This is a genomic window from Paraglaciecola sp. MB-3u-78 (genome assembly GCF_002835935.1).
GTDB lineage: Bacteria > Pseudomonadota > Gammaproteobacteria > Enterobacterales > Alteromonadaceae > Paraglaciecola.
The window spans coordinates 448,166-475,046 of record NZ_PJCF01000003.1 but is presented as its reverse complement, the minus strand read 5'-3'; the positions used below and the strand labels follow the sequence as shown (position 1 = coordinate 475,046).

The 26,881-nt window shown below is 41.1% G+C and carries 21 protein-coding genes and 1 pseudogene; 10 read left to right on the top strand and 12 right to left on the bottom strand.

Annotated elements, in window-relative coordinates:
- Positions 1 to 423 precede the first annotated feature (423 nt).
- From CXF95_RS06000 to CXF95_RS31115, 3 genes are all read left to right on the top strand, one after another.
- Positions 424 to 1,278 (top strand): zinc-dependent peptidase, encoded by an 855-nt coding sequence (locus tag CXF95_RS06000; protein ID WP_101197828.1) that lies wholly within the window; start codon positions 424 to 426, stop codon positions 1,276 to 1,278.
- A 471-nt stretch (positions 1,279 to 1,749) separates the two neighbouring features.
- Complete coding sequence (locus CXF95_RS05995) at positions 1,750 to 2,856, top strand: DUF2891 domain-containing protein (RefSeq protein ID WP_101197827.1); 1,107 nt, start codon at positions 1,750 to 1,752, stop codon at positions 2,854 to 2,856.
- An 18-nt stretch (positions 2,857 to 2,874) separates the two neighbouring features.
- Entirely contained in the window at positions 2,875 to 3,003 is a 129-nt protein-coding gene (locus CXF95_RS31115) for a hypothetical protein (RefSeq protein ID WP_255418893.1), read from the top strand.
- 64 nt (positions 3,004 to 3,067) lie between these two features.
- Here the strand turns inward: CXF95_RS31115 and CXF95_RS05990 are convergent, their stop codons facing one another.
- The 3 genes from CXF95_RS05990 to CXF95_RS05980 form a co-directional block, all read right to left on the bottom strand.
- On the bottom strand, positions 3,068 to 4,255 hold the full coding sequence (locus tag CXF95_RS05990) for an aminotransferase class I/II-fold pyridoxal phosphate-dependent enzyme (protein WP_101197973.1): 1,188 nt from the start codon (positions 4,253 to 4,255) through the stop codon (positions 3,068 to 3,070).
- A 207-nt stretch (positions 4,256 to 4,462) separates the two neighbouring features.
- A complete protein-coding gene (locus CXF95_RS05985) occupies positions 4,463 to 4,888 on the bottom strand; it encodes a hypothetical protein (RefSeq protein ID WP_101197826.1) in 426 nt (141 codons plus the stop codon).
- Positions 4,889 to 5,005: 117 nt separating this feature from the next.
- Positions 5,006 to 5,257, bottom strand: a complete 252-nt coding sequence (locus CXF95_RS05980) for a hypothetical protein (RefSeq protein WP_101197825.1) — start codon at positions 5,255 to 5,257, stop codon at positions 5,006 to 5,008.
- Between the two features lie 182 nt (positions 5,258 to 5,439).
- Between CXF95_RS05980 and CXF95_RS05975 the strand changes: the two genes are divergently transcribed.
- Positions 5,440 to 6,102, top strand: a complete 663-nt coding sequence (locus CXF95_RS05975) for a nitroreductase (RefSeq protein ID WP_101197972.1) — start codon at positions 5,440 to 5,442, stop codon at positions 6,100 to 6,102.
- Between the two features lie 251 nt (positions 6,103 to 6,353).
- Here CXF95_RS05975 and CXF95_RS05970 read toward each other — a convergent pair whose 3' ends face one another.
- The 5 genes from CXF95_RS05970 to CXF95_RS05950 all read right to left on the bottom strand — a co-directional run bounded on the left by CXF95_RS05970 (position 6,354) and on the right by CXF95_RS05950 (position 17,345).
- Positions 6,354 to 7,415, bottom strand: a complete 1,062-nt coding sequence (locus CXF95_RS05970; protein ID WP_101197824.1) for an SMP-30/gluconolactonase/LRE family protein — start codon at positions 7,413 to 7,415, stop codon at positions 6,354 to 6,356.
- Positions 7,416 to 7,905: 490 nt separating this feature from the next.
- Positions 7,906 to 10,197 carry an Ig-like domain-containing protein gene (locus CXF95_RS05965; RefSeq protein ID WP_101197823.1) on the bottom strand — a complete coding sequence of 764 codons (2,292 nt, stop codon included), beginning with the start codon at positions 10,195 to 10,197 and terminating at the stop codon, positions 7,906 to 7,908.
- Positions 10,198 to 10,227: 30 nt separating this feature from the next.
- The gene (locus CXF95_RS05960) at positions 10,228 to 13,689 is read right to left on the bottom strand and encodes a hypothetical protein (RefSeq protein WP_101197822.1); all 3,462 of its coding nucleotides are present in this window, start codon (positions 13,687 to 13,689) and stop codon (positions 10,228 to 10,230) included.
- Positions 13,690 to 14,185: 496 nt separating this feature from the next.
- Positions 14,186 to 16,021 (bottom strand): carboxylesterase family protein, encoded by a 1,836-nt coding sequence (locus CXF95_RS05955; RefSeq protein ID WP_101197821.1) that lies wholly within the window; start codon positions 16,019 to 16,021, stop codon positions 14,186 to 14,188.
- Positions 16,022 to 16,997: 976 nt separating this feature from the next.
- Positions 16,998 to 17,345: a site-specific integrase gene (locus CXF95_RS05950; protein ID WP_101197820.1), complete on the bottom strand. Its 348-nt coding sequence runs from the start codon at positions 17,343 to 17,345 to the stop codon at positions 16,998 to 17,000.
- A 42-nt stretch (positions 17,346 to 17,387) separates the two neighbouring features.
- Here CXF95_RS05950 and CXF95_RS30415 point away from each other — a divergent pair.
- Positions 17,388 to 17,558, top strand: a pseudogene (locus tag CXF95_RS30415) (transposase domain-containing protein); the annotation flags it as partial.
- A 192-nt stretch (positions 17,559 to 17,750) separates the two neighbouring features.
- Positions 17,751 to 19,877, top strand: a complete 2,127-nt coding sequence (locus tag CXF95_RS05940) for a tetratricopeptide repeat protein (protein WP_101197818.1) — start codon at positions 17,751 to 17,753, stop codon at positions 19,875 to 19,877.
- On the opposite strand, the gene CXF95_RS05935 is transcribed toward CXF95_RS05940, so the two are convergent.
- A complete protein-coding gene (locus CXF95_RS05935) occupies positions 19,874 to 20,620 on the bottom strand; it encodes a hypothetical protein (protein ID WP_232787672.1) in 747 nt (248 codons plus the stop codon). The two genes, CXF95_RS05940 and CXF95_RS05935, sit on opposite strands and share 4 nt — an antisense overlap.
- A 1,375-nt stretch (positions 20,621 to 21,995) precedes the next feature.
- Here CXF95_RS05935 and CXF95_RS30410 point away from each other — a divergent pair.
- Positions 21,996 to 22,460, top strand: coding sequence for a restriction endonuclease (locus CXF95_RS30410; protein WP_232787671.1), 465 nt, complete (start codon positions 21,996 to 21,998; stop codon positions 22,458 to 22,460).
- Positions 22,461 to 22,594: 134 nt separating this feature from the next.
- A complete protein-coding gene (locus CXF95_RS30405) occupies positions 22,595 to 22,690 on the top strand; it encodes a topoisomerase DNA-binding C4 zinc finger domain-containing protein (protein ID WP_232787670.1) in 96 nt (31 codons plus the stop codon).
- 149 nt (positions 22,691 to 22,839) lie between these two features.
- On the opposite strand, the gene CXF95_RS29505 is transcribed toward CXF95_RS30405, so the two are convergent.
- A complete protein-coding gene (locus CXF95_RS29505) occupies positions 22,840 to 23,070 on the bottom strand; it encodes a hypothetical protein (protein WP_157828084.1) in 231 nt (76 codons plus the stop codon).
- Complete coding sequence (locus tag CXF95_RS05925) at positions 23,034 to 23,681, bottom strand: hypothetical protein (protein WP_101197816.1); 648 nt, start codon at positions 23,679 to 23,681, stop codon at positions 23,034 to 23,036. The genes CXF95_RS29505 and CXF95_RS05925 overlap by 37 nt, the downstream gene beginning before the upstream one ends.
- A gap of 187 nt (positions 23,682 to 23,868) precedes the next feature.
- Between CXF95_RS05925 and CXF95_RS05920 the strand changes: the two genes are divergently transcribed.
- Both CXF95_RS05920 and CXF95_RS05915 read left to right on the top strand, forming a co-directional pair.
- Positions 23,869 to 24,225, top strand: coding sequence for a hypothetical protein (locus tag CXF95_RS05920; RefSeq protein ID WP_101197815.1), 357 nt, complete (start codon positions 23,869 to 23,871; stop codon positions 24,223 to 24,225).
- Positions 24,226 to 24,259: 34 nt separating this feature from the next.
- Positions 24,260 to 25,768, top strand: coding sequence for a peptidoglycan-binding protein (locus tag CXF95_RS05915; protein ID WP_101197814.1), 1,509 nt, complete (start codon positions 24,260 to 24,262; stop codon positions 25,766 to 25,768).
- Positions 25,769 to 26,022: 254 nt separating this feature from the next.
- Here the strand turns inward: CXF95_RS05915 and CXF95_RS05910 are convergent, their stop codons facing one another.
- The gene (locus CXF95_RS05910) at positions 26,023 to 26,706 is read right to left on the bottom strand and encodes a DUF2786 domain-containing protein (protein WP_101197813.1); all 684 of its coding nucleotides are present in this window, start codon (positions 26,704 to 26,706) and stop codon (positions 26,023 to 26,025) included.
- Positions 26,707 to 26,881 lie beyond the last annotated feature (175 nt).

The following is a 26,881-nucleotide window of genomic DNA, read 5'->3' as shown; positions in this document are numbered from 1 at the left end:
GGCTGGGCTGCGGTAAGGATAGGAACCCATCCACCAACAGAATCTATATCAAAAGATAGCTTGTGTTGTCCTTTCTCAGCGGCGCTGCTAAAGCTCGTTAGAATATAGATTAACGCTACTAATCGACATATTACCCGCAACAAAAAATTACCCTACATACTTTATTTAGTCATATTATTAAGGTTACTCGCTTTACCTAATAAGTATACATTTGATTTTTTAAAACATATTTGCCAAGCCCCTTATTGAAATTAACTCTTTTATCATTGGGGTTTTTACTCGACTTTTCTTATCTAACCTTCGTTTTGACGTTTTGCTACTTATTGCAAGTATATACTTCTTATTTAAAATTAACTTCTTCAAGCTCCAAATTTAATAACTTGATAAGCTAGTGTCTGACCTTAAATTATCAACAGACAAACTATGCGCCAAATCCTAATATATTTTTTTCTGAGTTTACCTATTTTAGTTATGATGACTTGGTTGTACTTGGATAAGCGCAGCATTAAACTCCGTGAATTAAAACGAATTCAATTAAGATCCCAGCCATTAGCACCCGAATACTTGCATATATTACAAACTGAATTTCCATTGTATTTACGTTTACCCAATGAATTGCAGTGCAAATTAGCTGGCCATATACAGGTATTTTTAGATGAAAAAGACATCATTGGGCGAAATGACCTCGACATAAACGATAAAATCAGAGTATTAATTGCCGCTCAAGCTTGTTTATTAATACTCAATCGGCCAGGCAATTATTATCCTGGTTTTCGCAGCATCTTGGTTTACCCCAATACCTATGTGGCCAGCAGTACACGAACAGAAGGCATGTTGCGTATTACGAGTAAGAGTACCAGAGCGGGGGAATCTTGGCATAGAGGTCCGGTAATCTTGGCTTGGGATCATGTGTTACAAGGGGCAAGAGATAGTCGTGATGGACACAATGTTGTGATGCATGAATTTGCCCATAAATTAGATGAAGAAAATGCGGCTATGGATGGTCTGCCCTTATTGCCGACTTTAGAGCAATATCAACAATGGTCACAGGTATTAAATGCCGAGTTCATAGTGCAACAACAAAAGCTAGCTGATGGTGTTGACGATGTTATTTACAGTTATGGTGCAACCTCCCCCGCTGAGTTTTTTGCCGTGGTGACTGAAACGTTTTTTGAGAAACCCCACCAGCTAGAACACCGACATCCCCAGCTATACGAACAATTTAAACAGTGTTACTTGCTCGACCCCAAACAATGGTCTAATGCCAAACTTCAATAGTTAATTTACAGTGAAGGTTGTGCATAGTTGTCCGCTATTTAAGCGCCTCATAAATAATGCACGGCTCGTTACCTTCGAGAAGACAAAGCCGGGCATATTGCCATCACCAGATCCTAAGACTTCAAAGGCATGGGTTATCAAGCGACCCATGCTTTATGTTAACCACAAAATTTGAACAACACTGTTGTTATGCCGCGGGAGCAAAACAAATGATACCTCAATTCAAATAGCTAGCAGCCCATCAACGAATGCGCGGTATGTTCAAGACAAAGAATTTCCTCAAACGCCTATGATTCAAAGCAAAGAACAGAACAGATATTTTTTGGTTGGGAGTCATTTAAATTATTCACTAAAACCGGTGTCATGGCATCAGTAGACTTATCGTCCAAGCATTTCAGCTCGTTGCAAGGGAACAGTGTTGCAGTTAGACTTCTCAACACACTGATATACATAATGGATAAAATATTAAAGATGAGAATTTATGCGGCGTGTTTATTGTTTTGCTTTTACTGTAGTCACTTACTGGCAGATCCATTAGTAGCAACACCTGAGCCAAACAAAGCTGACGTTATCGACCGTTTTGCGCAACTTGCTTTAGAGTGTGTGCATAAAGAGTACCCTAACATTGTTAAGCATAGGATGAATAGCGATGCGGATGTGAAAACGCCTAAGCAGTTATACCCCGCATTTTATGGGTGTTTCGATTGGCATTCTTCAGTGCATGGACATTGGTTGCTTACTCGAATTGCTAGCCAACATCCCAACAGCGCTCATTATCAAGAGATCATCAACAGTCTTAGCCAGAGTTTTACCCAAGCAAATATTGAAGGCGAATTGGCTTATTTTAATCGTGAAAATACCGGTACAAGTTTTGAGCGCCCTTATGGCTTAGCCTGGTTTTTACAACTCACCACAGAATTACGTGAGTGGGACAACCCACAAGCAAAAAAATGGTTAACCATTTTACTCCCTTTAGAAAATAAAATAGTGGCTAACATCAGTGATTGGTTGCCAAAACTAACATTTCCTATACGAGTTGGAGAACACAGCCAAACCGCATTTGCCTTTGGATTAATGTTAGATTGGAGTCTAACGGCAAATAATCAAGCCTTTAACGATTTACTGAAAAACAACATCACCCGGTTGTACAGTGATGATCGGAATTGTCCACTGGCCTATGAACCTTCAGGGCAAGATTTTCTATCCCCTTGCATAGCTGAAGCCGACCTTATGCGTCGAGTGTTATCAAAAACACTATACCCAAACTGGTTATCTGAGTTTTTACCGACAATCCCTTCCAATGTTGATGGCACTTGGTTAAGGGTAGCCACTGTGGTTGATAAAAGTGATGGTAAACTGGCGCATTTAGATGGCTTAAATTTAAGCCGTGCTTGGATGTTAGAAGGCATCGCTTCTGCTTTAAATGACCAAGATCCTCGTAAGAACGCCATTATGAATGCTGCCAAAGCCCATAAGCAAGCTGGAATAAATTCAGTGGTGCACGATATGCATTACATGGGTAGTCATTGGTTGGGAAGCTTTGCGACCTATTTAGAAACGCAACGAGGCTTACCCTAAAACGTGTAGGGGAAACACATGAAATGGGCGCAGTTTTCAGTTAACTTAACGGTAAAAGATTTTACGAAATCTCTCACCTTTTCTGAAGATTTGGGCTTTTCCATGCACTCAGCTAGCGGTGGTATAGAAAATAAATGGCTTAAGTGAAATTCACAATACATCCCTATCCATTTCACCATGGATACAGGTAAGCACTAGGCCTAAATGTACACTAAGTGCGAAGTGGGCTCTGTAAACGGTTCATAAATATTGCTAGCCGATGCAAGCCCTCTTCGAGTTCAGACTCTGCAGAAGCAAAAGACAAACGCACATACTGGTCGCCTTGATACTCACCAAAATCGTTACCAGGGGTCAATGCAACATGCACTTCTTGTAATACTCGCTCACAGAATGTCATGGCAGATAACCCCGTGCTACTGACATCGATATACACATAAAAAGCACCGTCAGGATGCACGGGAACATCCAACCCACATTTTTGTAATCCAGTCAGAATCAATTTTTTTCTGGCAATAAGCGTGGCGCGTCGTGACTCGCACACGGCAATAGAGCTTGGAGTAAAACATTGTAAAGCGGCTTTTTGCGCCAAAGTCGATGGACAAATATAATAATTTTGAGCCAACCTTTCCATAACCTCGACAGCACGCGCAGGCACCACACACCAACCCAAGCGCCACCCCGTCATGCCAAAATATTTTGAAAAGCTGTTAATCACTAAAGCCTCATCATCATAAGCTAAGACACTCATTGGCTGAGACTCGGCTTCGCTATGGTGCAAGTTAAGATAAATCTCATCAACAATGCGCCATGCCCCTTTGCTACGAGCAAATTGGCACATTGCGGCGAGTTCATCTGCCGCTATGGCTGTGCCTGTAGGGTTTGAGGGAGTGGCTAACATTAAGCCTCGAGTGCCAGATTGCCAGTGTTGTTCAAGTAACGGCATATTCAATTGAAAGCGGGAATCTGCTTGGGTCGGCACTAATTGCACCTTGCCACCAAAACTTTTTATAAATTGTTTATTACAGGGGTAGGAAGGATCAGCCATGATCACGTTGTCGCCCTCATCAACGAAGGCGGCCGACAGCAACATTAAGGCTGCCGATGCCCCTGCGGTCACCACAATACGTTGTGGATCGAGTTCGATTTGATGGGCTGTTTTGTAAAAGCCTGCAATTGCAGCACGCAGTTCGGGTAATCCTAATGCCGAGGTGTATGGCAGAGGCGCATTGACCGCAAGGTGTTGCATGGCAAGTAACACGTCAGGCGGCGCGCCAAAATCGGGCTCACCTATGTTCAATTTAACAACGTGCTTACCTTGGGCTTCTAACTGAGCCGCTTTTTCACCAAAAGCCATAGCAAAAAAGGGGGAAATGGCTTGCGCGCGCTGTGAATATTTCAAATGATACAACTCAATTTTTTATAAAAACAATGAAAACAACAGCCTACTATTTTGCCATTTGTGAATACGTAAAACACCCTTTAAATACTATGGAGCTAAACATTAAATTTGCCAAAACCCTCATCGCAATAAAATGCATAACAATGATTTCATTTCAGCAGAAATACGTAAAAACCAGGTGATTGTCTATTGAACTGATAAGAATATTTATTGAACAGTTTGCTGCCATTCTTTCAACGAAAAAGTAAAACCTTTATTGACTAGCCATTGCTCCACATCTTCGGTGCTTTGAGTATAAAACTGATGCTCTTCATCGTAATTAGATACATCTCCAATGAATCTTGTTTGCATCTCAAAGCGGCACAAAGTGACTTCGTGGGTTTGGTTGTTGGCTGCGCACCAATCATAAATAAGTTGAAAGCCTTCAAAAGCTTCAAAGGTAGGCATGATCCAATTTCGAATATCGACGACTGCAGCCCATGGTTGATGTTTAATGCCATCAACCAGTTCTTGAGTCTCTGCTAGTACTTTTTTGACAGTACCTTTTGACCACACATTATTCATCTCTACGTACAATACATTACCAAGCAAATGCAATTGATAAAGGTTTTGTTTTTTATCTCTGGGTGGCATAATGTATTCCTAATTTCATCGAGATAGATCATTGATATTACTAAAGAAAGAATACCATCTATAGCAAATATCAGCCATTGATGATAATCATTTAACCCACACATAAAAAACATGAGTTTATTTGAGCAAAACGGTCGTGAGAATGAAACTGTGAATAAAATCGTCGTTATCGTCATTTCTATTTAAAGAAGGATCCACTGGTTCGGCAATCAGGCTATACGCCAACGTTCTGCCCAATAACGCACGCTGGGCAAACGTCTCGACCGCAGCAGTTAACTTATCAGCTGCGGTTTTACCTTGTTCTATATCCTGCTCATCACATGCTTGAGTAACGGCCGCCACCTCACGCTCGGTGGCATAACGAAACACCTCAGCTACCCACTCCGATTTATTCGAAAAGTGACGATAAAGGTATGAATGTGCGCGACCTTTTAATGGATTTCTTTTTTATTGGTTTTAATAGTTACTCATCACTAAATTTTATCTTAACGGCAACAGCTGCTGTTATTGTACTGTTGTATTTAAGTCTTACATTAAACATAGGAAGCAACATGTCCATCGCGCAAATTCTTGAAGAACGTAGTTCAACCCGAGCATATTTAGACAAACCAGTAGCCACAGAAACGCTGGAAAGCATTTTTAGTCAGGCACAATTAGCAGCCTCTAACTGTAATGTTCAGCCTTGGCAAACATGTGTTGTATCAGGCAGCACCAAAGACAAACTAAAAGCAAAATTTATGGAAACCTTGATGTCTGGAGCGGCTCCAAACCCAGATTTTAATTGGCTTCCCAAGTATCAAGGTGTGCACCGTGAACGACAGTTTGGCTCTGCGAATGCACTTTATTCTTGCCTTGGTATTCCTAGAGAAGACAAAAAAGCCAGACAAATGGCAATGATACGTAATTGGCAGTTTTTTGATGCGCCTCATGCAGTGTTTTTCACCATGGACAAATACTTAGATATCATGGGTGCAGTAGATTTAGGGATTTATGCGCAATCCTTAGCCTTGCTCTTAAATGAGCATGGCCTTGCCAACTGTATGCAAGGTGCATTGGGGCAATTTCCTGATCCCGTCAGAGAAATATTACAATTGCCGGAAGAGCGTGGAGTATTGTTTGGTATGTCATTTGGGTATGCAGACGACTCTGCTGCTGCCAACAAAACCCGGACTGACCGAGCGGATCTTGATACGGCTGTTGCGTTTTATAACTAGGTAATTTAACAGGTGTGCCCTTTTCATTAGTATAAAAAAGTAGGTTGAACAACAAGGATGTCGTTTGAAAAACCTCATAGATGTAGGTAAGCGCAGCACATAAGGTAAATTAGCAGCACCGTGCCTACCCATCCCCGTCCAATTAAGGGCGCGACCATTACCCCCCGATTACTAGCATATATTGCAAATTGAATTTCCATTTACTTGACCCCAAACAATGGTCTAAAGCCAAGGACTGACTAGATCTCTAATTACGGTAATTTATACTTCCCAATCCGATCATTATGTAAACTACCTAAATACAAATAACCGCCATACTCCCGAGCCGAAGTGATTTCCTTTAGGTGTTCACCACTAGGATCATGGAGACTTTGGGTGATTTGCCCTTGTTCATTCAAAGCCAGAACTAAGCCGTAAGGCTCTGGTTTTGGCCATAAAGCCTTGGGCAGTTTCGACATTTGCGCCTTTAGAAAAGGAAAAGCATGGAGTGTATCCAAAACGTCATTACGAACCGTAAACAAAGCCAGCCAAAATGTGCCTTTACCATTACTGGAAATGTTATCCGGGAATCCTGGCAGATTATCAATAAAGATATCTTGTGTGCCTGCTTTGGGTCCCTGCAGCCAATATCTGACGATCCTGTAGCGGTAAGTCTCATTCACTAAGAGGAAGTCTTCTTGTTGAGATAAAGCGACCCCGTTTGCGAAATAAAGATCGCTCAATAACACTTTAATCTGGCCATTATCGGGGTTGTAACTTAGGAGTCTGCCATGGGCTTTTGATTCTAAAAGATCATAAAGGTATTCGCTTTGCCCATATTTAAAGCTCGCATCCGTAAAATAAATGATCCCATCGCTGGAAATATCTAACGCATCGGTTAACTTAAAGGGAAGGTTATTTGCCGACGTAGCCAAAACAGTTATCTTTCCTTGAGGATTAATCGACAGCAGCCCTTTATCTGCATCGCAGACGATCAAGTTCTCATTTTTATCAAATTGCATACCCAAAGGGCGACCATAGGTTTCAGCAAAAACATCCAGCTTGCCATCTGACGTGAGGATCATAATCTTCCCGTCTTGTGTGCCTCCATAGACTCGACCTTGGCTGTCCACCGCCACCTCTTCTGGTCCATCGATTTCACCTACGGCTAAAAGTTCAGACTTGTGTAATAGCTTGTTAGCTTTCAATACACCGGAAAGTTCAGGGGGGGCAAGCGGTGAATAAGCCACTGGCGAAATAGGCGCGGAGATGAACACAACCATAAGCATTAAAATGCCTAGTATTCCAATTAGGCCAAGAATCAATTTATTCATACCTACTCAACCCTCTTTCAATTAAATGTGCACCATGTTTAAAATAAAAGTCTATAAAAAATCATTTTAAAACGCTGGTGATATAGCGATTTTATTGAGCAAAGCCGCCGCAACGATGGTCTTATCAGCTGAGGGTTTGCTCAATTAATGTCACCGGGTATATTACTTAGGTTAGAGGTTTGGTCGGGAAACAAATACAAACCACTGGGACCCTAATTAACATGACTAATTAACATGACACCCATCGTAATTTTCGCTCGGCATCCAACTTTAACTAAAGACCATCTGAAACGTTAAAGGCGGAAACAGCCGCGGAGCCACCAAAGTTGATATCTGCAAAGTCGATTTAATTGCCCTCTTACGATGTCCATGTAATTGATTTTATATTTTTACTTAGTTTGCGTATTATCCGTTCCATGTTTCACGTCCCATTTCTGGGACGCAGAGAGAGTTGCGTTGGAACGATAATGGCGCTCGTGCGCTAATTTGATTACTCGGTCAGCGGATAAGTTGAATTGATCCTCACGACACCACGTAATCGATCACGAGTTTCTTGCTCGCAGGCCAGATCGAAATCTATTGCTAGGCTAACTATATTGTCAGCGTCATCATAGCTGAGTTCATAGATAGTAAAGTCGCTGAAGCTCTCATTACAGCCGCGGCCTTGACCTCCAAAGGCAAGGCCTGGAACGTTATCAGCTTGGAATGTGTAGCGGGTTGCGCCTGTATATTCGCCAACCGTTAGTTCTTGTCCTTTTGGGGCCGCGACTTGTAGCTTCCAATAGCTATCCATATCGAATGCAACCGAAATAAATGAGCGCCCTTGTGGCTCACCCTCATAAGGACTGGTGCTCACGATAAATGCCCCATCTTTTTCATTTAAAGGCCAAGTTTCAGCTTCGGCGATGTAGCTCTCATTTGAACCAATAATTAGCATATAGTCGCCACTGGTATCTAAAAACCTGAGTGGTTTTTGGACTAACGCAGAGTCCCCAAGTTCGTTACTCATATTGAGTTGCACTGTGATGTCTTGTTGCACATTGGCACCGACTGTAATCCCGGTTACAAGTTGATCTGCTTGATCGACGTTAACATCGACGGACTCAACAACTTGCCAAATATAGCTAAAATCTCGACCATCATTGAGTTGACTTTGCTGTGCAGATAATAAGGGTGTACTGAACTGGGTAAAGTAACCCTGCGATAGGGTGATCATTGGAATGATACTGTTTGATACTTGTATATAAGTATCTAAGTAGCTTGTCACTAAGCCGTCATTGGTAGTGAGGTCTTGTATACTAACCTGATATTCTGCACCAGGTAACAAGGGTTGCAAAGGTGTAATAATGAGTTGGGTGCCATTGACCGTAACGGAGGCTTCAGCTTGATGAGCGAAGACCACATTCTCCCTCAAGGATACGGGAGACAACACGGAAGCAATCGGACGCGATAACACAACGGTAAAAGCATCGTTCACTTCCAACTTGGGTTTGTTCAACAGAATACCTAACACACTTAATTCTTCTGCATTATATGGGCGCACCACCATTTTAGGTAAAGCCGATAATCGGTAGACCGCTAAACCACCATCTTGCTGCGAATTTATACTTATGCTGTTTGCGCTTGAATCAAGCACTTCAAAATAGAATCCCCAATTAACGTTGTGATCACTCAAACTGTCTAGGTAAAGTTGATCTTCGAGATTGTCGCTATTCGTAATTTCAATTCGACCTGAAGTTGGGTAGGCACCAAAATAATTTTGCAAGGGTGTTGTGGTGCGGATGTTATAGTTGGCATCGCCGGTACTGGCTTGGTATTCAAAATTTGCATTTGAACTAATTTCTATAAGTGCATTAGCATAGTCTTCTATTTTAACTAAGGATATGGCGCTTAATGTCAGTGTGGCGTCAGCGGGGGCAAAGGTTGTTTCGCCGATGCTCAACATCAGTTTTTCACTGGTTGTGGTTATCTGAGTCTGGTTGTCGCTCGACTGTCGCATCACCGCTAGATTGCCACTTATCAGATAGTCAGCGCTATTGAAGTCAGTAAAGGCTACTGAAAGATTAGAAAATCCGATCGCTATTGCCCGTATTGTTGACGCTGGATCAATGTCGCTTAGGGAAAGCGTCATGTTGCCGCTTATAACGCCTTCCATCGTCCTCAACATGCAGGCTTGAAAAACAATAATTAGTTCATCGCCAGTAGAAATTGTTTGACTGCCATCATTATCATTAAGGGTCATTACTCGGTTGCCCTGCGAATCACACGCCATACTGCGATTATCGATAGGAAAATCTAGGTCTTGGCTTAAATAAAAACCAGTGTTGGCTAAGTTAAGCAGCTGATTTTGCGCAAGCAAAACTTGCTCGGCAACTGCCCTTGGATTATTTTGCAGGCGATATTGATATTCAATAGCAATTTGAACTTCTCGAGATATCTGCTCGGTTTGGGTCGATGCCGTCACTTCCAATATAACAGTAGTATCTGCGCTGATACCATACCCATCGGGACTGAAACTGCAATCGGAGCCAGTGCCATGCCAAGTTTGTCTGTCTAGCGTCCATTGGCAGAAATATTCTACGCCAATTTTATTGGCTTGCACGCTGTAAACTATACTTTGCCAAGAATAGGCAGTGGCGGGTCCAGTAATCGTCATCGACAATGGACTTGATTGTTCGATTTTTTGTTCTTCCTTTTTGCCTGAACCACCCCCACAGGCCATGAGCGATGCTGACAGTGTCATCGTAGCGAGAAGTTTGAGCATATTCACAGTGATGTGCATAGATTCGTTAATCCTTATTAGTCTTATTTCTTACTCAAAAATATGAATACCGAAACCACTGGTGATAGCCAGTTTAGTATGATTTTCGGTTCGGGTAATTTTGGCATCATATACTTCACTGACAAAATAAGGGCTCTGCCAAATCGTATGACCAGTCAATTTGTCTTTATTGTAAATCACATTTTTTTCTGCAATTAGCAGATTTCGGCATAGTGGTTCATCGTTAGGACAATGGTTTAACTTGCGACCATAATAATACCAAGACCACGGACTTTCATCGCTATGCCAAGCGCGCATAATTTCTGGTAAGCCGGTGAGTCCATCAAAGACACCAATTTTGTTAATGTTGGATTCCTCATATTCAACAATAAACTCTGCTTGTGGATCATCGTCATATTGAATAGTGCCAATTTTCCCTACAGCGATAGTGCGGCCATCCCAAAATGTACCAGCATCATTACTAAGCCAATTGACGATAAGACCATTACCTGAGACCTCACGTAATTTTTGCAGACCGTGATCGAAGAACAGGTCACTGGTCGGGAATACACTAATCTGAGCATCGATGTTTCGTTGTTGCAGTGTTTCACCGCTGTTGGCGTCGATAAATAGGCTTTCACCATAGGTACTGAAATAGACTACATCATTCACGACTTTAAAGTCGTTGACATGAACAGTGGATAGCTTAGATTCGGATTGCCAGATCAAATTTCCGTTCCCATCGTATTTATTTATACCGATAGAGTTGTTGCCAGTTGTATAGTAGGAAATTTTGCCTTCTGCAGTCTCCGCGTGGAGCAAGGTCTGGTAATTAAACCCATCATCGTTTAATAATTGCGTGCCAGAGGCATTGTAAATAGCTACATTGCGGCTGTTGTAGGTGATTAGTTCACCATCTTCGCTTAAGTCCACTATTTTATTGATACCCGCGGGTATCGGTTCGGTAACACCCGCATAAACTTGCTGTAATTCATCATTAACTACTGCTATTGCCGCCACACCAGTTGGCAATCCAAATGTATTTGCTTCATCAACGTATACCACGATTTCATCTCGACCGTCGCCATCTAAGTCCACTACTCCGAGCACACCACCTAGAGCACTGGATCGATTCCAAATATCCACAAGCACATTGTCTGCCTGAGTCAAGATCGTACTCGATGGATTGCCATTACTATCAAATGTGTGCAGTTGCCATTGCGGACGGAAGTCGCTATCGACATTTGGTGCCGCACTGATCAATTCTTGACCGCCAAGACCATCAAAATTGCCAATTAGTACCGTACTACCAAGGTTAATATTTTGCTGAACAACTTGACTATTTTGCCATTTGTACAACGTTTCAGAGCCAAAATTTGATCCAATGACAAAGCAATGCTCTACACCTTGGATGACATAGGCGTTTCTGTAATTATCGATAAAATCAACAATGTTTGTATCATCAAGTAGACTAATGATGCCTGTTCCATTCACCATGTCTAGTTCACCGTCCTGATTAAAATCGCAGAAACCTTGGGTTTCTTCAAACGATTGGGGGTCATACAACAACTCGAAACTCGGTAGATCATAGATATCTGGTTGTCTTAGTGTCGAATCTCGATATAGTACTAAGACATCACGATTATCAATACCATACTTCACTACCTGCATTCGGTCAGGGGCATTGTAATCATCGAACGACATTACTAAAGTGCTTTGCTGGCTATCACCGTCGACCAACCAAATTTCCCAACGACGCTCACTTTCCTGTTGCGCAAGACGTTTATACAGATAATCAATACTGCCATCCCCATTGATATCGTGTTTGAGTTCTAAGCTCCCTTGGTCATTGATGAGTAAATTAAGCCACTCTGCTCGCACCACGTTAGTGTCGTCGAGATAGAATTGAAGGATATGTTTTGCATAGTCCGGCGCTATGCTTTCACCGATATATAAGGCTAAGCCTTGCTTGTCAGGCGATATATATTGAGTCTGTATTTTGCTAGCTAAAGGGCTAAACAGATTAAGCACTTCAACTAGGTTGCTGCTGTAACTGCTCACTAAACTGTTCGCCGCACTATTGACTTGCACGGAATATGGAATGACGACCTGTTTATCAGTATTACTCAAATAAACACCAAAATTGACATCAAGCGATTTACCGAAGTCAGGCACACTGATATACCAGTTTATTTCTCCATCGGCGCTGATCGTCATGTTTTCAGGCCCGTAAGCTAACAAAATCTGGATTGGGCCATCATATTGGTCGTTAAGTACATTGAGTTGTGCCTGATATGTTTGATTTACTTCTACAATGTTTGTGATTTTGTTCAATTCGGCGATTGGTATCGACTGTTCGACATAAACTTCAAACAGCGCGGTATCGAGTCCACCTTTACTATCACTTACTTGCAATTGCAGCACATAAGTACCAGGGAGATCGCTTATAAATTCAGTTTGTGGGCTTTGCGATAACTGAAAGTTCGCGCCAGTAGGGCCGCTCGCTAGCTGCCATTCAAAATTTAATACATCATAGTTTGGATCATTCGATGATAGTGCAGAAAGCACCATCGCTTTTTGACGCTCAGTGTTCGATCGGTCACTGGTTATTTGTGCAATCGGTGCCTGATTGATATCCGCATAAAGCGACTCTGGTAGGCTGGCAAGACTTGCGTTAACGGGTAAGGTCAGATTATCGAACATAATGGTCATGAAATCTTGAAGTAAAACATCAACATAGATGGTTTGATTAGCGATTACTTCAAGCACCAGACCATAGTCTGCATCGGATTTACGAGTCACGGTGGCGAAACTGAGCTTACCCAATTCGGAATAATAGACATTGCCGTTGTAGCTAAGGCCATAGTCATCCGCCCAGAAGCTACTAGACACAGTAAAATCGTCGAAGTAAATCTGTTCACCATCAGAATTACTGAATACTATTTGATAAGTGGCTTGCGCCTCTTCATTATTAGAACCAGCCCGTACTTGAATATAACCTGATATGGATAGTGTTTCATCGGAGCCGACAAGGGTAAATTCGAGTTCAGGGACAACGTTTAATTCAGGCATTGTTTCTGTAATTGCACCGACAACTTTTAGCGCTAAGGTACCGTTGATCAATAAGCCATCTATGACACAATTATTATACGTCGCTTCTATGATTTTCTCACTCGGAAATTCCTGAGTGGTAAGTGAACCCGCGGAACAGTCATCATCAGTAACTGCTCGACTAGCTTGGTAATTATCGTCAAAGATCAGAAAGGAATTATACTCGCCAAAAAAACTAAAGGTATTAAGCAGATCGAGATTATAAAAAAGCTCATAGATAAGTTTAGAGGCTTCACTGCTCGGTATTTTGGCGATCTCAACGCTTCCATTATAAGTTGGCTTGACTAACAATAGTTGACGAGTGGGTTCGGATAGTAAACCGCTGTCACCACCGTCATTAGCAGCGCCACCACAGCCTGCCAAAAGCGCAGAAATGAACAAAACGAAACCGAATCTAAACATGATTTTCACCTGAGTTACTAAACATAATTTTCACCTGATTTAAATATAGAAATCAGAAAGTTGCAACTCTAGAAGTGGAAGTGAGAGTAAATAGAATAAACAACATTCCTGACCTATTCAACAGGTGTTGATTATGCTGATTTGAAAGGTGATAAACTGCCCCTTTTTTCTTTTACAAGCATTACCGCTAATTTCGGTATGTAAAGAATTGCTAGCATAAATACATTTATCACAAGAAATGGTAGTGTTATGCAAAAAGATGGTTACTTAGGCTTGATCGACATTGATGATCACCAAATCATATGACATGTTAACTGCAAAAAGCTGTCGTTGGTTGTTCAAAGTCGTATGGGAAGTATGTACCCAGACTGTGTAAAAACTATTTTCAAACTATCATTTGAACAAAATAGATGTGGGTATGTGCTCTAAATTAAAATATGTCCACGTTTTCTAACCAATCAAACTTGCATTTTACGTAGCGTTTTGTAAATTGGTATTAAATCACCGTGGTATCACCAAATTCTTCAATTAACTCCGCAGCTATGCTTTCTTGAGCTTTGCGGGCGTCAAAGTTGGCACACTGATTATTGTTCCACGATTTGTAGCGGGGTATATCTCGGTCACCCACATTAACAAGCGTTTCCCAAACCATCATGCATTTTTCTAGTGTATCAGCATGCTTGTTCTCAGCAATTTTAGTCAACAGACTAGTGAGGGTCTCTGACTCAAAATCTAAAGCTAGTAGTTCATCTTTATCCAAATGTATATAGGCTTTTTGGTCGCTTTTGTAGGTTTGCCAATCAAAACCAAGAGACTTATCCGGTGTGCCGTTTGTCGCAAAATCCCCCCAAATATTCATAAAAGTGCGATTCATTTGTTCACGAGCATCCCCTTCAGGATAGATATAGCTAGAGATGGGCCCAAACTTATAGTCACCCGTAACGAAAGAAATATCCGTACCATGTGCAGCGCCAATGATGTTAGGGAAGTCAGCAAAAAATGAACTCGCTTGATGATCCCAATCAAATCGATAGGCGAATAAATTATCATAACCAGCTTGTTCTAGCGCATCAAAAGGTTCATCGACACCTCGTGCTTTCCATGCTTGTGAGCGCACTCGCACCCAAAAATTAAATAGTTGCGGATCTTTGATGGACACAATAGGCGGCAACAACTTGGTAAACACATAACTGGTGTTCATAAAATAGCGGTGTAGACCCAACCACAGCGTGACTTCGTCTTTATTTGCCCCAGCAATGACAGGCACATTTTTTGCGTAAAGCGGATTGCCCAATGCACTAGCAAGACCTTCTTTAGGTATAACAATGCCGTCATTAGTGGTCAGTGGTTGATAGTTGATGACACCGGGTTTGTTAATGTAAAGCTGCATTAATGCTTCGGGGCTGGCACTTTTAAGGATGGCGTGAAGTTGCTCAGGTGTATTAAGGGCTTGGTTTGGCATCTTTTGTGCGGCGAGTAAATCTTCAACAATGTGCCAAGAACCTTGGGTCACATAGGTATTTTCATTCTGATAATCGTAAGCATTTTCAACACTGTTGCTGATGGTGTAACCAGACTGCGCAATCGCTTTATGGAATAGTCCTTTGGATAAGGGAGAGGCCAGTAGGGTGTATACATTATGGCCACCGGCAGATTCACCAAAAATCGTGACATTATTGGGATTACCGCCAAAGGCTGCAATATTGCTTTGCACCCATTTTAAAGCCTCAATAATATCTAAACTGCCAAAATTTGAGGTTTTGTCGAGCCCTTCTTGCAAATTTTGAATAGCCGGATGACTAAACCAACCTAGTGCGCCAAGACGATAGTTAATCGATACCACTATGACATTTTTTGCAGCGACCAAATTAGTGTAATTATAATAATCTTTATGACCGTTGACATTGCCACCGCCATGGATCCAAAACATCACTGGATAACTTTTGTCAGCAAAATCTTTAGGAGCGCGAATATCCAAATACAAACAGTCTTCAGTGCCCACTATGCCTTCACCTGCCACACCAGTGTAATTCGAAGCCTCTTGCACACAAGATGTGGCTGTTTTTTCGACAATGACCTTATTTGGATTAATTAAAGGACGCGGAGCACGCCATCGTAAATAGCCCACTGGTGGTTGGGCATAGGGAATATCAAACCAACTGACTACTGATTCAGTGGCAGCAAAAGATTGCCCTTGAGTGATGCCCGAAGAGGTATTTATGTTGTGTTCTGTCAAACGTTTAATTGCTGACTCTGAACCACGGAATAAACCACAAGATGTGAGTGATAGGGTAATAAATACAAGGCTGCAAACATTGACTAGCTGTTTCATAATAAAATTCTTATTTTTAATACTGATGATGGGCGAATATCAGACGCAATGAATTGTTTAAAAACGCGCGCGGCAGCTTATTTGATCACAATCTGATAAACAATAACAATATGCAGAAAACGTTGCCAATGTTCAAAGTAAAAGCCTCTGAAATACTGCAAAAGAGAGTGGGTTATTGGATGAAGAGCATTGCCCTCGAGCGGCAATTTTTGCTTACTTTTTGCTGCTGTAGGCAAAAAGCAAGTCGTACAGCAAGCTGGTGCCGCGCGGGATGCGGTGTGAAAAAGGCAATGCGGACGCCGCGCGGGATGGCGGTAAGCGTTAGCGCATGCTTTATCTCTTTATAACCCGACTCTGAATTCTCTCCAAATTTCAGTATCGAACCTTAACAGACGACCGGTCAAGATAGTTGACGCGCTATAGTTCCTACCTGATGTGAACGCTTTAACCTAGTCAATCATACGTCCATGATAATCCACACCCAATCTCGACTTCTCGACAATTGCTCCTACATTGTTCTACCTTCCGCCGTCCATGGCGGTCGCTTGTCGAGCTGTTCAACTGGGCGAAGCCGTGCTTCTAAAAAAACCAGTTTCACCCATGTCATTTGCCCCTAAAATAAGCCTTTTTGTGCTGAAACTTTAAAGGCGGGAAAAGCAGTGGCGGGGCCACCAAAGATTGGAATTAGTTAGAGCAGTTAAGTTTAAAATTAAAGAATTATCGTGGCTGATGTCCTGTTAATTCTGCTGTTAATTCTGTTCGTCCTGTTAATTCTGTTCTGATTCACTTGGCAGTACCATTAATGACAATTTTCAACAATTCAAACCTGCATTTTGAAGATGCTTAGGTATATCGGTGTTGAGCCTGACGAAGCAAGCCAGTTTAAATACTCACGAGCATTGCGGAAATGATATATACGAGTCGACCTAGCGAGCCCTGCAACTTCACGTAGATAGCAGTCAAATTCCTCAACAAGTCAATTATTCGTTGATAATATCTTAACATCATTAGCTAAATACCGAAGCCAATGAGAAAGTGAGACTGCATAGGTGTTTTTGTTGTGCATGAACAAACCAGAAGAACTGGGATCACTCATACGATGCCGAACAAATTCACGTTTATCTCGAGCCGTTGCATCGCTACAACTTATCCCTCGCTTTGTCATCCAGTCAGCAAAGTGGATCACGGCGCACAAATAGCGGTGTATAGTCTTGTGAGCATATCCGTGATCTAGAAAATACTGAATAAACTCAGCTAACTCTGATTGCGGTAATCTTGCTGCCGCACGTCGAAACGATCGGGATTTTATATATGTTTGAAACATGAGTGGTTACCTTGCGGAATTAAAGGAACCACTATTATGTGCAGTCAAACTCCCAACGGTGCCAATGCGAGTGCGACGCTTTATTCTATTATTGAGTCCGCTAAAGCCAATGGCCTCGTGCCATATGATTACTTGTTGCATGTAATGAACCAAATAACAGCCGGAAATACCGACCCAGAAAAACTACTACCTTGGAACGTCAATCTCAGCTAGTGTGGTTCTAACGACGGACACTTTTGAATTCTGAATTACGTGTAAACAGTTGAGTAATAGACGAAAAACCGCCGGCTTTCACTCCCTTCTCTGCAGAGATAGTGTTCTAAGAATGGCGATGTTTATAATTCGATTTGAGTAATGTGATTGAATGCATTAACTTAAGGTAAATATGTATTTTAAAGTTTCAATATGATTACCCGATTAATGAGTGAAATAAGACGTAGAGGTGTGATAGCAATAGTATCCTCCTATACGATTCTCGGCTGGATTGTTGTTCAGATAATATCAGTTTTTTCTTCAGGTTTAGCCATACCACAATCGTTTATTACACTGGTTTCTGTCTTGGTCATTGCGGGCTTTCCTATCGCCGCATATGTTGCCTGGTTTTTTGAATTTACCGCCCACGGAATAAAACGAACGCCAAACAACGATAATCAAGAATTAGAACCTTTGTTAATGAGGCATTGGTTGGGTTTGTTTTTGGTTTCGGCTGTTGTGGCAATTTCAAGTTATCTTGTTTATAACAGCACGATGTCATCGTTTTCTAAAACACAAGACAACCTTGACCAATTAGTTGAGAGCCGAACGATAGGCATTTTGCCTTTTATTGATCGCAGTACAGATAGGGACCAAGCTTATCTTGCAAATGGTATCTCAAGAGAATTAATTAGCTTACTAGGCACCTTTAATAATTTACAGGTTTCTTCATCTTCTTCTTCATTCCGACTTGCTGAGCTATATGATGATCCTGTCGTTATTGGTAGATTGCTGAATGTATCAACTTTGCTTACCGGTACGATTAGAAGCAACGGTGACCAATTGAGAGTAGGTGTTGAGCTGGTGAATACTAAGGATGGGAACGTTATTTGGAGCAAAACCATTTCCCGAAAATTGGTTGATATATTTGTCGTTGAAGAAGAAATAAGCCGCGCCATCGTAAATTTAATACAAGATACCTATGTCCAGGAGGGACAAGTAACGAGTGTGTCAAAAACTGCCAGCAGCGATGCTCTGCTGCTCTATTTGCAAGCTCAAGAAGAACTATCTTATAGAACCACTGAAAGTATTACACAGGCACGTAAGTTATTTGAGCAATCCTTAGGGCTTGATCCCGAATATGCTTCGGCTCAAATTGGTTTGGCGAAAACACTGTTACTGCTCGCCGATGTTGATGAAAGCTATGGCACCCTTGATTTGGATGTTGCGACAACTTTGGCAAATAAAAACTTGCAAAAGGCTATCATCAGAAATCCCAACTTGTCCGAGGCTCAAGCTTTATTTGGTCGAAGCTATGCGATGAATGGTAAATATGAATTAGCACTCAGTTTTTATGAAAAATCTATCTCATTAAATCCTAGTTCAGCAGAAACATATTTATGGAAATATTTAGCGCTAAGAAAAATGCAAAGATACAACGATGCTTTGGATAGTTTACAAGACGCTTTTCTATTAGACCCTGCATCATCACTGGTACTTTACTCTGTTGCGCATGAAGCCAATCGCCGACGTGATTTTGAAGAGGCAAGGAGTTACTTTGAAAAACTTACCACGTTTTATCCTAATTCTGCTTTAGGTTATCGCGGACTAGCAGACGTTGCCGCCCGAACCGGAAATTTACCTGGTGCAGCAAATGCTTGGAGCCTAGCGTTGCAACAGTCGCCGGATAGCGAGCAGTACCGTACGTCTCTAATCAGTATATTACTACAAGTGGGCGCGGTAGATTTAGCTAAAAAATACATAAACAGTGACGACTGGCAGGTCAATTTATTGGTTGCACAGGGCAGATACACCAAAGTATTTGAGACTATGGACTTTTCATTGAAAGCATACCCAAATGAGAGATGGGTGCTATATGAGGCTGGTTGGTATCATTTCTTGTATGGTGACCATGACAAAGCTATGTCGTTAATGGGCAATGCTGCAACATTATTTTCTAAGGAAGAGCTATACAATGAGCCCTTGTGTATGCCGGCGATTGAAATCGCTTATCTTAAAAGACAAAATGGTTTGGTTGAAAAGGCACAATCAATAATCGAACAATGCCAGCAATTACTTGTTAATGCTCGAGCAGCAGCCTACCAACAGAGTGACTATGATTATTTAGAAGCAAGGATTGCCGCGTTCAATGGTAACTTGCCTGAAGCAAAGCAAGCTTTAGAGGTTGCATATAGCAAAGGCTGGCGCGAAAGATGGAGTCAATTTGACCCGTTATTTGCTCACATAAAAGACGAGCCGGGCATTAAATTAATTTTTGACAACATAAACCGTAATTTAAACGAGGCTCGAACGTTAATTGAAGATGACGTTTCACTTTAGAAGCGTCCAGCTTGACGCTTTTTACCCATATACATAAGGGCTATTAATAAACCACTCCATAAAAACAATAATCTGGGCTCAGGAACATCGACAGTTTGCTGAGCTTCTGTCACTTTAAGGTTATATATCGATGAGGTTTCAATGAAAACATTTCCATCAGTGTTTAATTGGTACTTCTCTGTGTCGGTAAGGTAAGTCAATGGTTGCCCATCGAGACCAAACACCTTAAAATGAGAATCGTTAGCAGCACTGTGTGTGGCTGTTACAGACACTTTATAGCTACCCACACCTAATAAGTCACGTTGAGATGTATTTAAAGGTACATTAAAAATATTATTGTCATCTCTTGTGGCGCTTAAATTAAACAACACATTGTCATTAGCATCTAAAATAGACCATACATAGTTCGATATGACGTGTTCACTTTCATCAATGGGATAGATCAAACCTTGCAGCATTAATGCTTCGTCAAGTGCGAATTCATAAAAACAATATACTGGACTGCACAAATCGTTTTGGCCAAAGTCGGGAGTACCCGTTTCCCCCGGAATTTGAAATTCTATTTCACTTAAAAGGGGAACTAAGCTAGCTGCATTTCCCAGGTCATGCACAGGAAAAGCTGTAATATATTCATCCATGTAATCAATGAACCTGAGTTTTTGAGGCTCCACAGAACTTTGTGGAGAGCTACCAGGCACCAAATATAGAAATTCGAGATCACCACCACCGGCACTTTTTGCCAAAGAGCCTCGAATTATCAATTTAGCATGAGATGAATTGGAAATTAGCAGTAAGGGAGTTAGTAACAGTAGGGTGAATGTGATTTTAGAGAAGAGCAAATTAAAATTCCAATTTTGATTAGACAATATGATTACAATTTTTGGCCGCACTTTAAATCACAAATTAATTTTTTCCGTGGATGCTCAGTGGGCTGAGATGAATGCCCCGAGTATTTGGAGTATAAATAGGATAAACATCATATATTATAAAGTGAAAATACACGTTACCTCATATTTCCCATATTTACATCTCTTTCATATCAATGAGGGAGCAAAGATCAGACATTTCTCGCCTATAACTTAACTGTTTTCACTAAATTGAATTAAAGAGACATCCAGTGCGCCGAGATAAATCGGTAGAATATCCAAGGTGAAAACTCTTTACTTGGTAAGGTAATTACACCACCAAAACCCCGAGTCATGGGCTTTGTATCCTAAGCTGTCGATCGTTGGCAGGGGAAGGCATAAGCCAAGTATTGAGCTGCGAAATCATCAATTAAGCGTATTAACCTTGTTGGGTGCTCTGGGCAAATATACGGGTAGTATTATCGCTGTTCTTAACGAGGCTGATGAGATGAGTCACCGACAGTGGTGGTCATGGAAGCCTGCAAGTAGCTAAGTAGACAGATATGGACGCTCCCGTGAAGTCAACGCAATACTTGCCCCTTTGTGCTGATTTTCAGCACAAATACCGTTGTAATATTCTCTTACCGCTAGTCTGTTGTGTTGAAGGCAGTCTTAAAAATGGCTTAGTTCTGACATATATTCAGGCTCTTTATTGAAATGGTTTTATCATTTCAGGCCTCTGATGAACTCCGAACCACATTATAATTATATCGACACCCATCGTAACAACTTCTTAGATAAAAGAAATACCCTCGAATTACATAACCCACCAAAATATAAAATCTAATAACCAGTTATCAAACGGCATATTGATCAACTTTGACTTGCGGGTATATTTAAACTCTTATTTTTAAATCACGGATTGATCATGAGTCGTAACAACCCTTCACTTCATGAAGAGTTTTCTTTCTAACCTGAACTAGGCTTAAGACGTGCCGCTTCCTCTGAAGTAACTCCAATAAAAACAATAGGTTAGAATCTTACTATTTATTAAGCCGCTGATTTAATGCATCCAGTGCTGATATTATTGTGTTTATCTAGGCGAGCTTGTGAAGGAATAGCCCGCTATTGCGAGCAAGTTCAACGAAGATAGGCGCAATAATAGCGGTGCTGGACGGTATGGCTTAGCGCTAGTTCAGGTTACTTACCTTGGTGGGTAAGTGTTTTTGCGGGCATCTGTGTGTATGTGGCGCTTAAGTTTGTGGTTCCTAATTTGGAAATTAGCAATCTATACATATCATCGTTTGCGACTGCTGCGCAAAACGTGGCTGAGTGGTTTGGTGGTATATTCTTGTTCCCTGCCATTTTATCAATTTTTAACCACCAAAAACGCAAACAACTGATTAAGAAACAAAGCAGTATCGACACCCTTCGAGAAACGTCTTGGAGTGATTTTGAGGTGTTGGTGGGTGAGGCTTTTCGCCGTAAGGGGTTTGCTGTACAAGAAAACATGGTGGGTGGTGCTGATGGTGGTATCGACCTTACTTTACGCAAAGACGGTAAATTACACATTGTGCAATGCAAACAATGGCGTAACGCTAAAGTGGGTGTGTCGATTGTGCGTGAAATGTTTGGTGTCTTGCAGGCGTCAAACGCTGTGAGTGTTTATGTGGTCAGTTCTGGTCACTTTATACCAAGGATGCAATTACGTTTGCACAAGACCTGCCCATTGAGCTGATTAACGGTGAGCAATTACTTAAATTGATTGCTGACGTGCAAACCACTAAGCCTCTGCAAACTTCAGTTAAACCAATCATTAAACCAATAGTTAAACTAACAAACACCACCACATGCCCAAAGTGTGCTTCGCCTATGGTGCAACGAATCGCTAAAAAAGGAGCGAACCTTGGTAATGCATTTATGGGCTGTAGTGGTTTTCCAAAATGTAGGTATATCGAACAACTTTAGTTTCTAGCAGAAATCAATAGGGTTGTTTCTGCAAGATCAGAACCGCTGATTGTCGGTGCACCAAAAATACCTTCTGGGTGCAGCACATGCTTAGGTATTACCTAAGCTTTATTGTGACCTCGATTCATTTTGATGTTACCTATAGAAGGTTATTTGACTAAAGCCAGTTCGTCTTTAAATATCTGTAATGTCGGACTATTTTGGTAAACACCATAACCAATAGTGCCTCTTTTCATTTGTGTTTTTGCAAGTACTTTTAAATCAACCAAGCGACTTATTGCATCCATCATTGAATTCTCAGCGGAAAACAAACTAGGATATTCACCTAGTATGTCCTTTTCTACTAGTGGAAATAAACCCAATAATAATTGTCGGTCCAAAAGCTTCTCTTTTTGAAAAAATATGTGACTAACACTTGGTATGGTTTCTGTTTTACTAATCCTTTGACAATTTCTTTAGCTGTTTGCTCTGCCGTTTGGGGCTTGATTTGTACCTCTTTATTTTTATCAAGAGCCTCTGATACCTGCCTTACAAGGTTATTAACTATTACTAAATTATCATCTTTTTTACCATTGCTACTCAGTTTGGTTTTAATATCATTTAAATTAGTTATTAAGCCAGCAATAGTTTTTTCACTTTCACCTAGTTTGGCTAACAAATTCTCATTTTCCACCTTTACTACTGCTAATGAATCTTGAAATGAGGCTTCGGTTTGATCATTTCCTTGCTCGATTTTAATCCCCAAATACTTTGCAGCGAAGTTCTCTCTAAATTCTGGTGAAAATGATAAAAAAATAATCACTATTGCAATGACAATTCCGAGACCAAAAAGAGAGCCTGACCAAGTGGTTGGAAAGCCAATTTCAAGGCCTGGTAACTTAATGCTATTGCTGTTCTGCTCTGGGGATGATGGACTGGGATTATTGGGTGAATGAGTTGTTTGCTGTCCTTTATTATCGAGAGTGTCTTGCAGTTTAATATTAGTTTCCATCTCTATGTCCTTTTCCTTGTTACTCTAAACTGATGTTTAAGTAGAAATGTTCTGCGCTATTAACGGCTATCTGAAATTAATAAACGGTCGAATAATTTTTTTAACTTACCCACAACATTACTGCTTGATTTTCGTACAACAAAAAGTAACTATAATATTTCACTCACTACAAAATCAAGGACAAATCATGGCTGAAGGTAAGGGATGGAACAATATTGCAGCATCAATTAGTGAAGCAGTTGGAGACTTAGCCACTTTGTCGGTAGAAACCTATACTGGCGAATTAGAGGTGGTTGTGGATGCAGATAATAAATTAAAATGGGATTCGATGCTGGCCACTGTGCGTAGTAACGAGCCTGAAGTAAAAGGTAAATTGAAACTAGCTTTGGCAACTCAGATTAAAATTGATGGAGATTCGGCCAATTTCATTGCTGAAACTGGCGTTACCGAAGCTCTTATTCAAACCCATGCTAGCGCAGTTAAAAATGGCTCTGAATTCAGATCTAAAGTGATTGGTCTAGCGCTGGGAAAGCTCACTTCTTAAGTAAAAGAGTAATAATTGAAGGGGTAATCGCAAAATGGAAATCAGCGAACTTGCGGATATGCCAACAGGATTTGATCAACTGGTCGGTTTTGAAACCATTTTGGGCAAAGTTGAACGACCGGGAAAGATAATTTCTGTTCCCACCAGCCAAACAAACTTCCGGGCATTACGCCAAGATAAACAGTTGTATCAACATGTCTGGAAGCGTTTTTATCAACTTGGCTATCTATCTACCGCAAAACCTAGCCGAATTAGAGGCCCACGCAGTTCCATTCAGCGACGCCCCAATAACCAAAAAAAATTAAAGTTGGCCTTAAGTCAATTCCAGAGTGACGCCAATATTAGTAATGACGGCTGGCTTGGATTACAAACATGGGAGGCCCTGCAACAGCTTTATACCTTTGACGAACCGACCCACTTAGCTCATTGGCTGATTGAGGGTCGCCGACCAGCACTCAATAAAAGTATTGAGTTAAGGTTGAGAGTACTGGGTATTGTAAAAGATCGTAATAACACCCTACGGGTACATAAGGTCAACCGAGCTTCTGGGCTACAGACTTGGAAAACATTTTTACGTTATCTAGATGCTGTACCCGAGTCGGTAGATGAACTTGAAATATTAACTTACCTCTACGATTTCGATAAATTGACTCCTCTGCTCTATGCCAACTATGACAAAATTTTACACTCGGATTTTGAGTTTAGGCATGATCTATTAAAAGGCGTATTAGCAATTGAGTTATGGCTACATGGTTTTGAGGGGCTTGCTCCTGGCTTAAGTGCCAACAAAAACCCTATTAGTTATAAGGGCGACAATCCCCTGTCTAAGGCAGCAACACTTCTTTGCTTTAGTGAAAACTTGCCCGTTGAACCAATAGTGAGTGCACAAGATTTAATCAAGATATGTTTAAAATATTTTGCTGAGTTTGAAATTGGCGAGTCAGACGCAACCCAATCGGAATTGGTGGTAGAGGCAATTCGTGATTTATCGAAAAATGAAGAAAATGCTAGAGCCTTATCTAAAAAAATTAATGAAAAAACATGGGGCGCTTGGTTATTTGATGGCATTAAAAGAGCATTTCGTTGGGCTTATCGACAACTAAAAAAAGGGGTTGAATGGTTTGCAGAAAAAATTGAATCTTTGGCTATCGCCATAAAAAAATTATCGCTACCTGTTATTAGTTTTTATCACCGAACAGTGAAGGTTTTAAACGATGGGTTATTTGTTTTTACTCATAAATTATTTAAAGGCTCTACAACCGAATATGCCATTTACCGTGATCTAGATTTTGACTTTAAAGTGTTTATTGCTGACTCCGCCGAACCAGCACAATTACAAAAGTTTCTAGATAGTTTTAATGCCATCTGGAAGCAAGTCTATAAAACTATGGCTATCGCCTTGATATTGTTGCAAATAATTAAAGAGGCAATCACTCTAGCTTCAACATCTGCAATCGGTTTACCCTTTATAATTGCACGGTTTTATAAATTTACCCGCTCTGCTGAATACAGCTTTATTAAAGACGCTTTTGCTGCCAAGTAAACAAACAGTCATTTAACCAAGGATGCAATTACGTTTGCACAAGACCTGCCCATTGAGCTGATTGAGCTGATTGAGAACAGTAGACCTGCATATAGAACGATTTATGTCGCTAAATTCGCTGGCAAAGTAGCTAATATAACTTATTGAACCAAACGAGTTTCACCCGTGCAGAAGCCGAGTTAAAAGCAGGTAACAAAACAGCAGGAACGTTATTACCAAACGCCTTGCGCGCGCCAGCATTGCTGGACACTACATTAAAATTTTTCCAATCTTAATGCACTTAAAGCACCATGGACACCTCGGGCACTGCTTATCTTGTCTGAGTCTTGGGTACCATTTGCTCGGTGATCGTTGGATCGGGCGGAAGTTTTTCCCGACTGAAGCTTAAATGAAACTCGGGCGAATTGTTCAGCCTCTGAGAATCGAGTGTCAACAGCAACCATTCCGCTACCAACCTCAGTTGATATCACTTTCATCTCCTCTTTAAAACGCTTCACGAATCCCATCACAAGCCCCCATTTATAGTCATTTCCGTTGGCAACGCTTGCATTGTTTAGCCGTCTCCAGTGGCTTACTTGAGCATTAATTTGCCGGGCAACAATTTCAATGAAATATTGCGTACTCTCAATGTCGCCCTTTAAACCAGTTAAGATCACCTGAGCCCTTTTCCCCGTGTCGCGATTGGCGGGTACTTTAAACATGAAAACCCCATGAGTAGCTGCAATCCCACTGATAAGCGCACCGTCCTGCCCGGACATATTGTGTTGGTAATGATCCTGCGTGACAGTCAGCAAATCCGTTTTGTTAATATCAGTTTGGGATAACTGGTATTTTTGCATCAAGGTGATCGCTTTGGATAGCGCACTGCTGGCTTCGTGCGGATTTGCACTCTCGCTCAAAGCTATCAGTTTTTTAATTTTATCTTTGATTTTGTCCATGTTACTTCTGATTTAGTTGTGTTTAGTCTGGCGCTATTTGATATTTTTTATCGCTGACCTAAGGCCTGTTGGCTTTATACACCACATCAAAAAGTGCGGTGTATTGGGACAATGTTATTGCGTACATCCTTGATTTTTATCTTATTTTACTACGTTGTCATATTCAAGACCGATA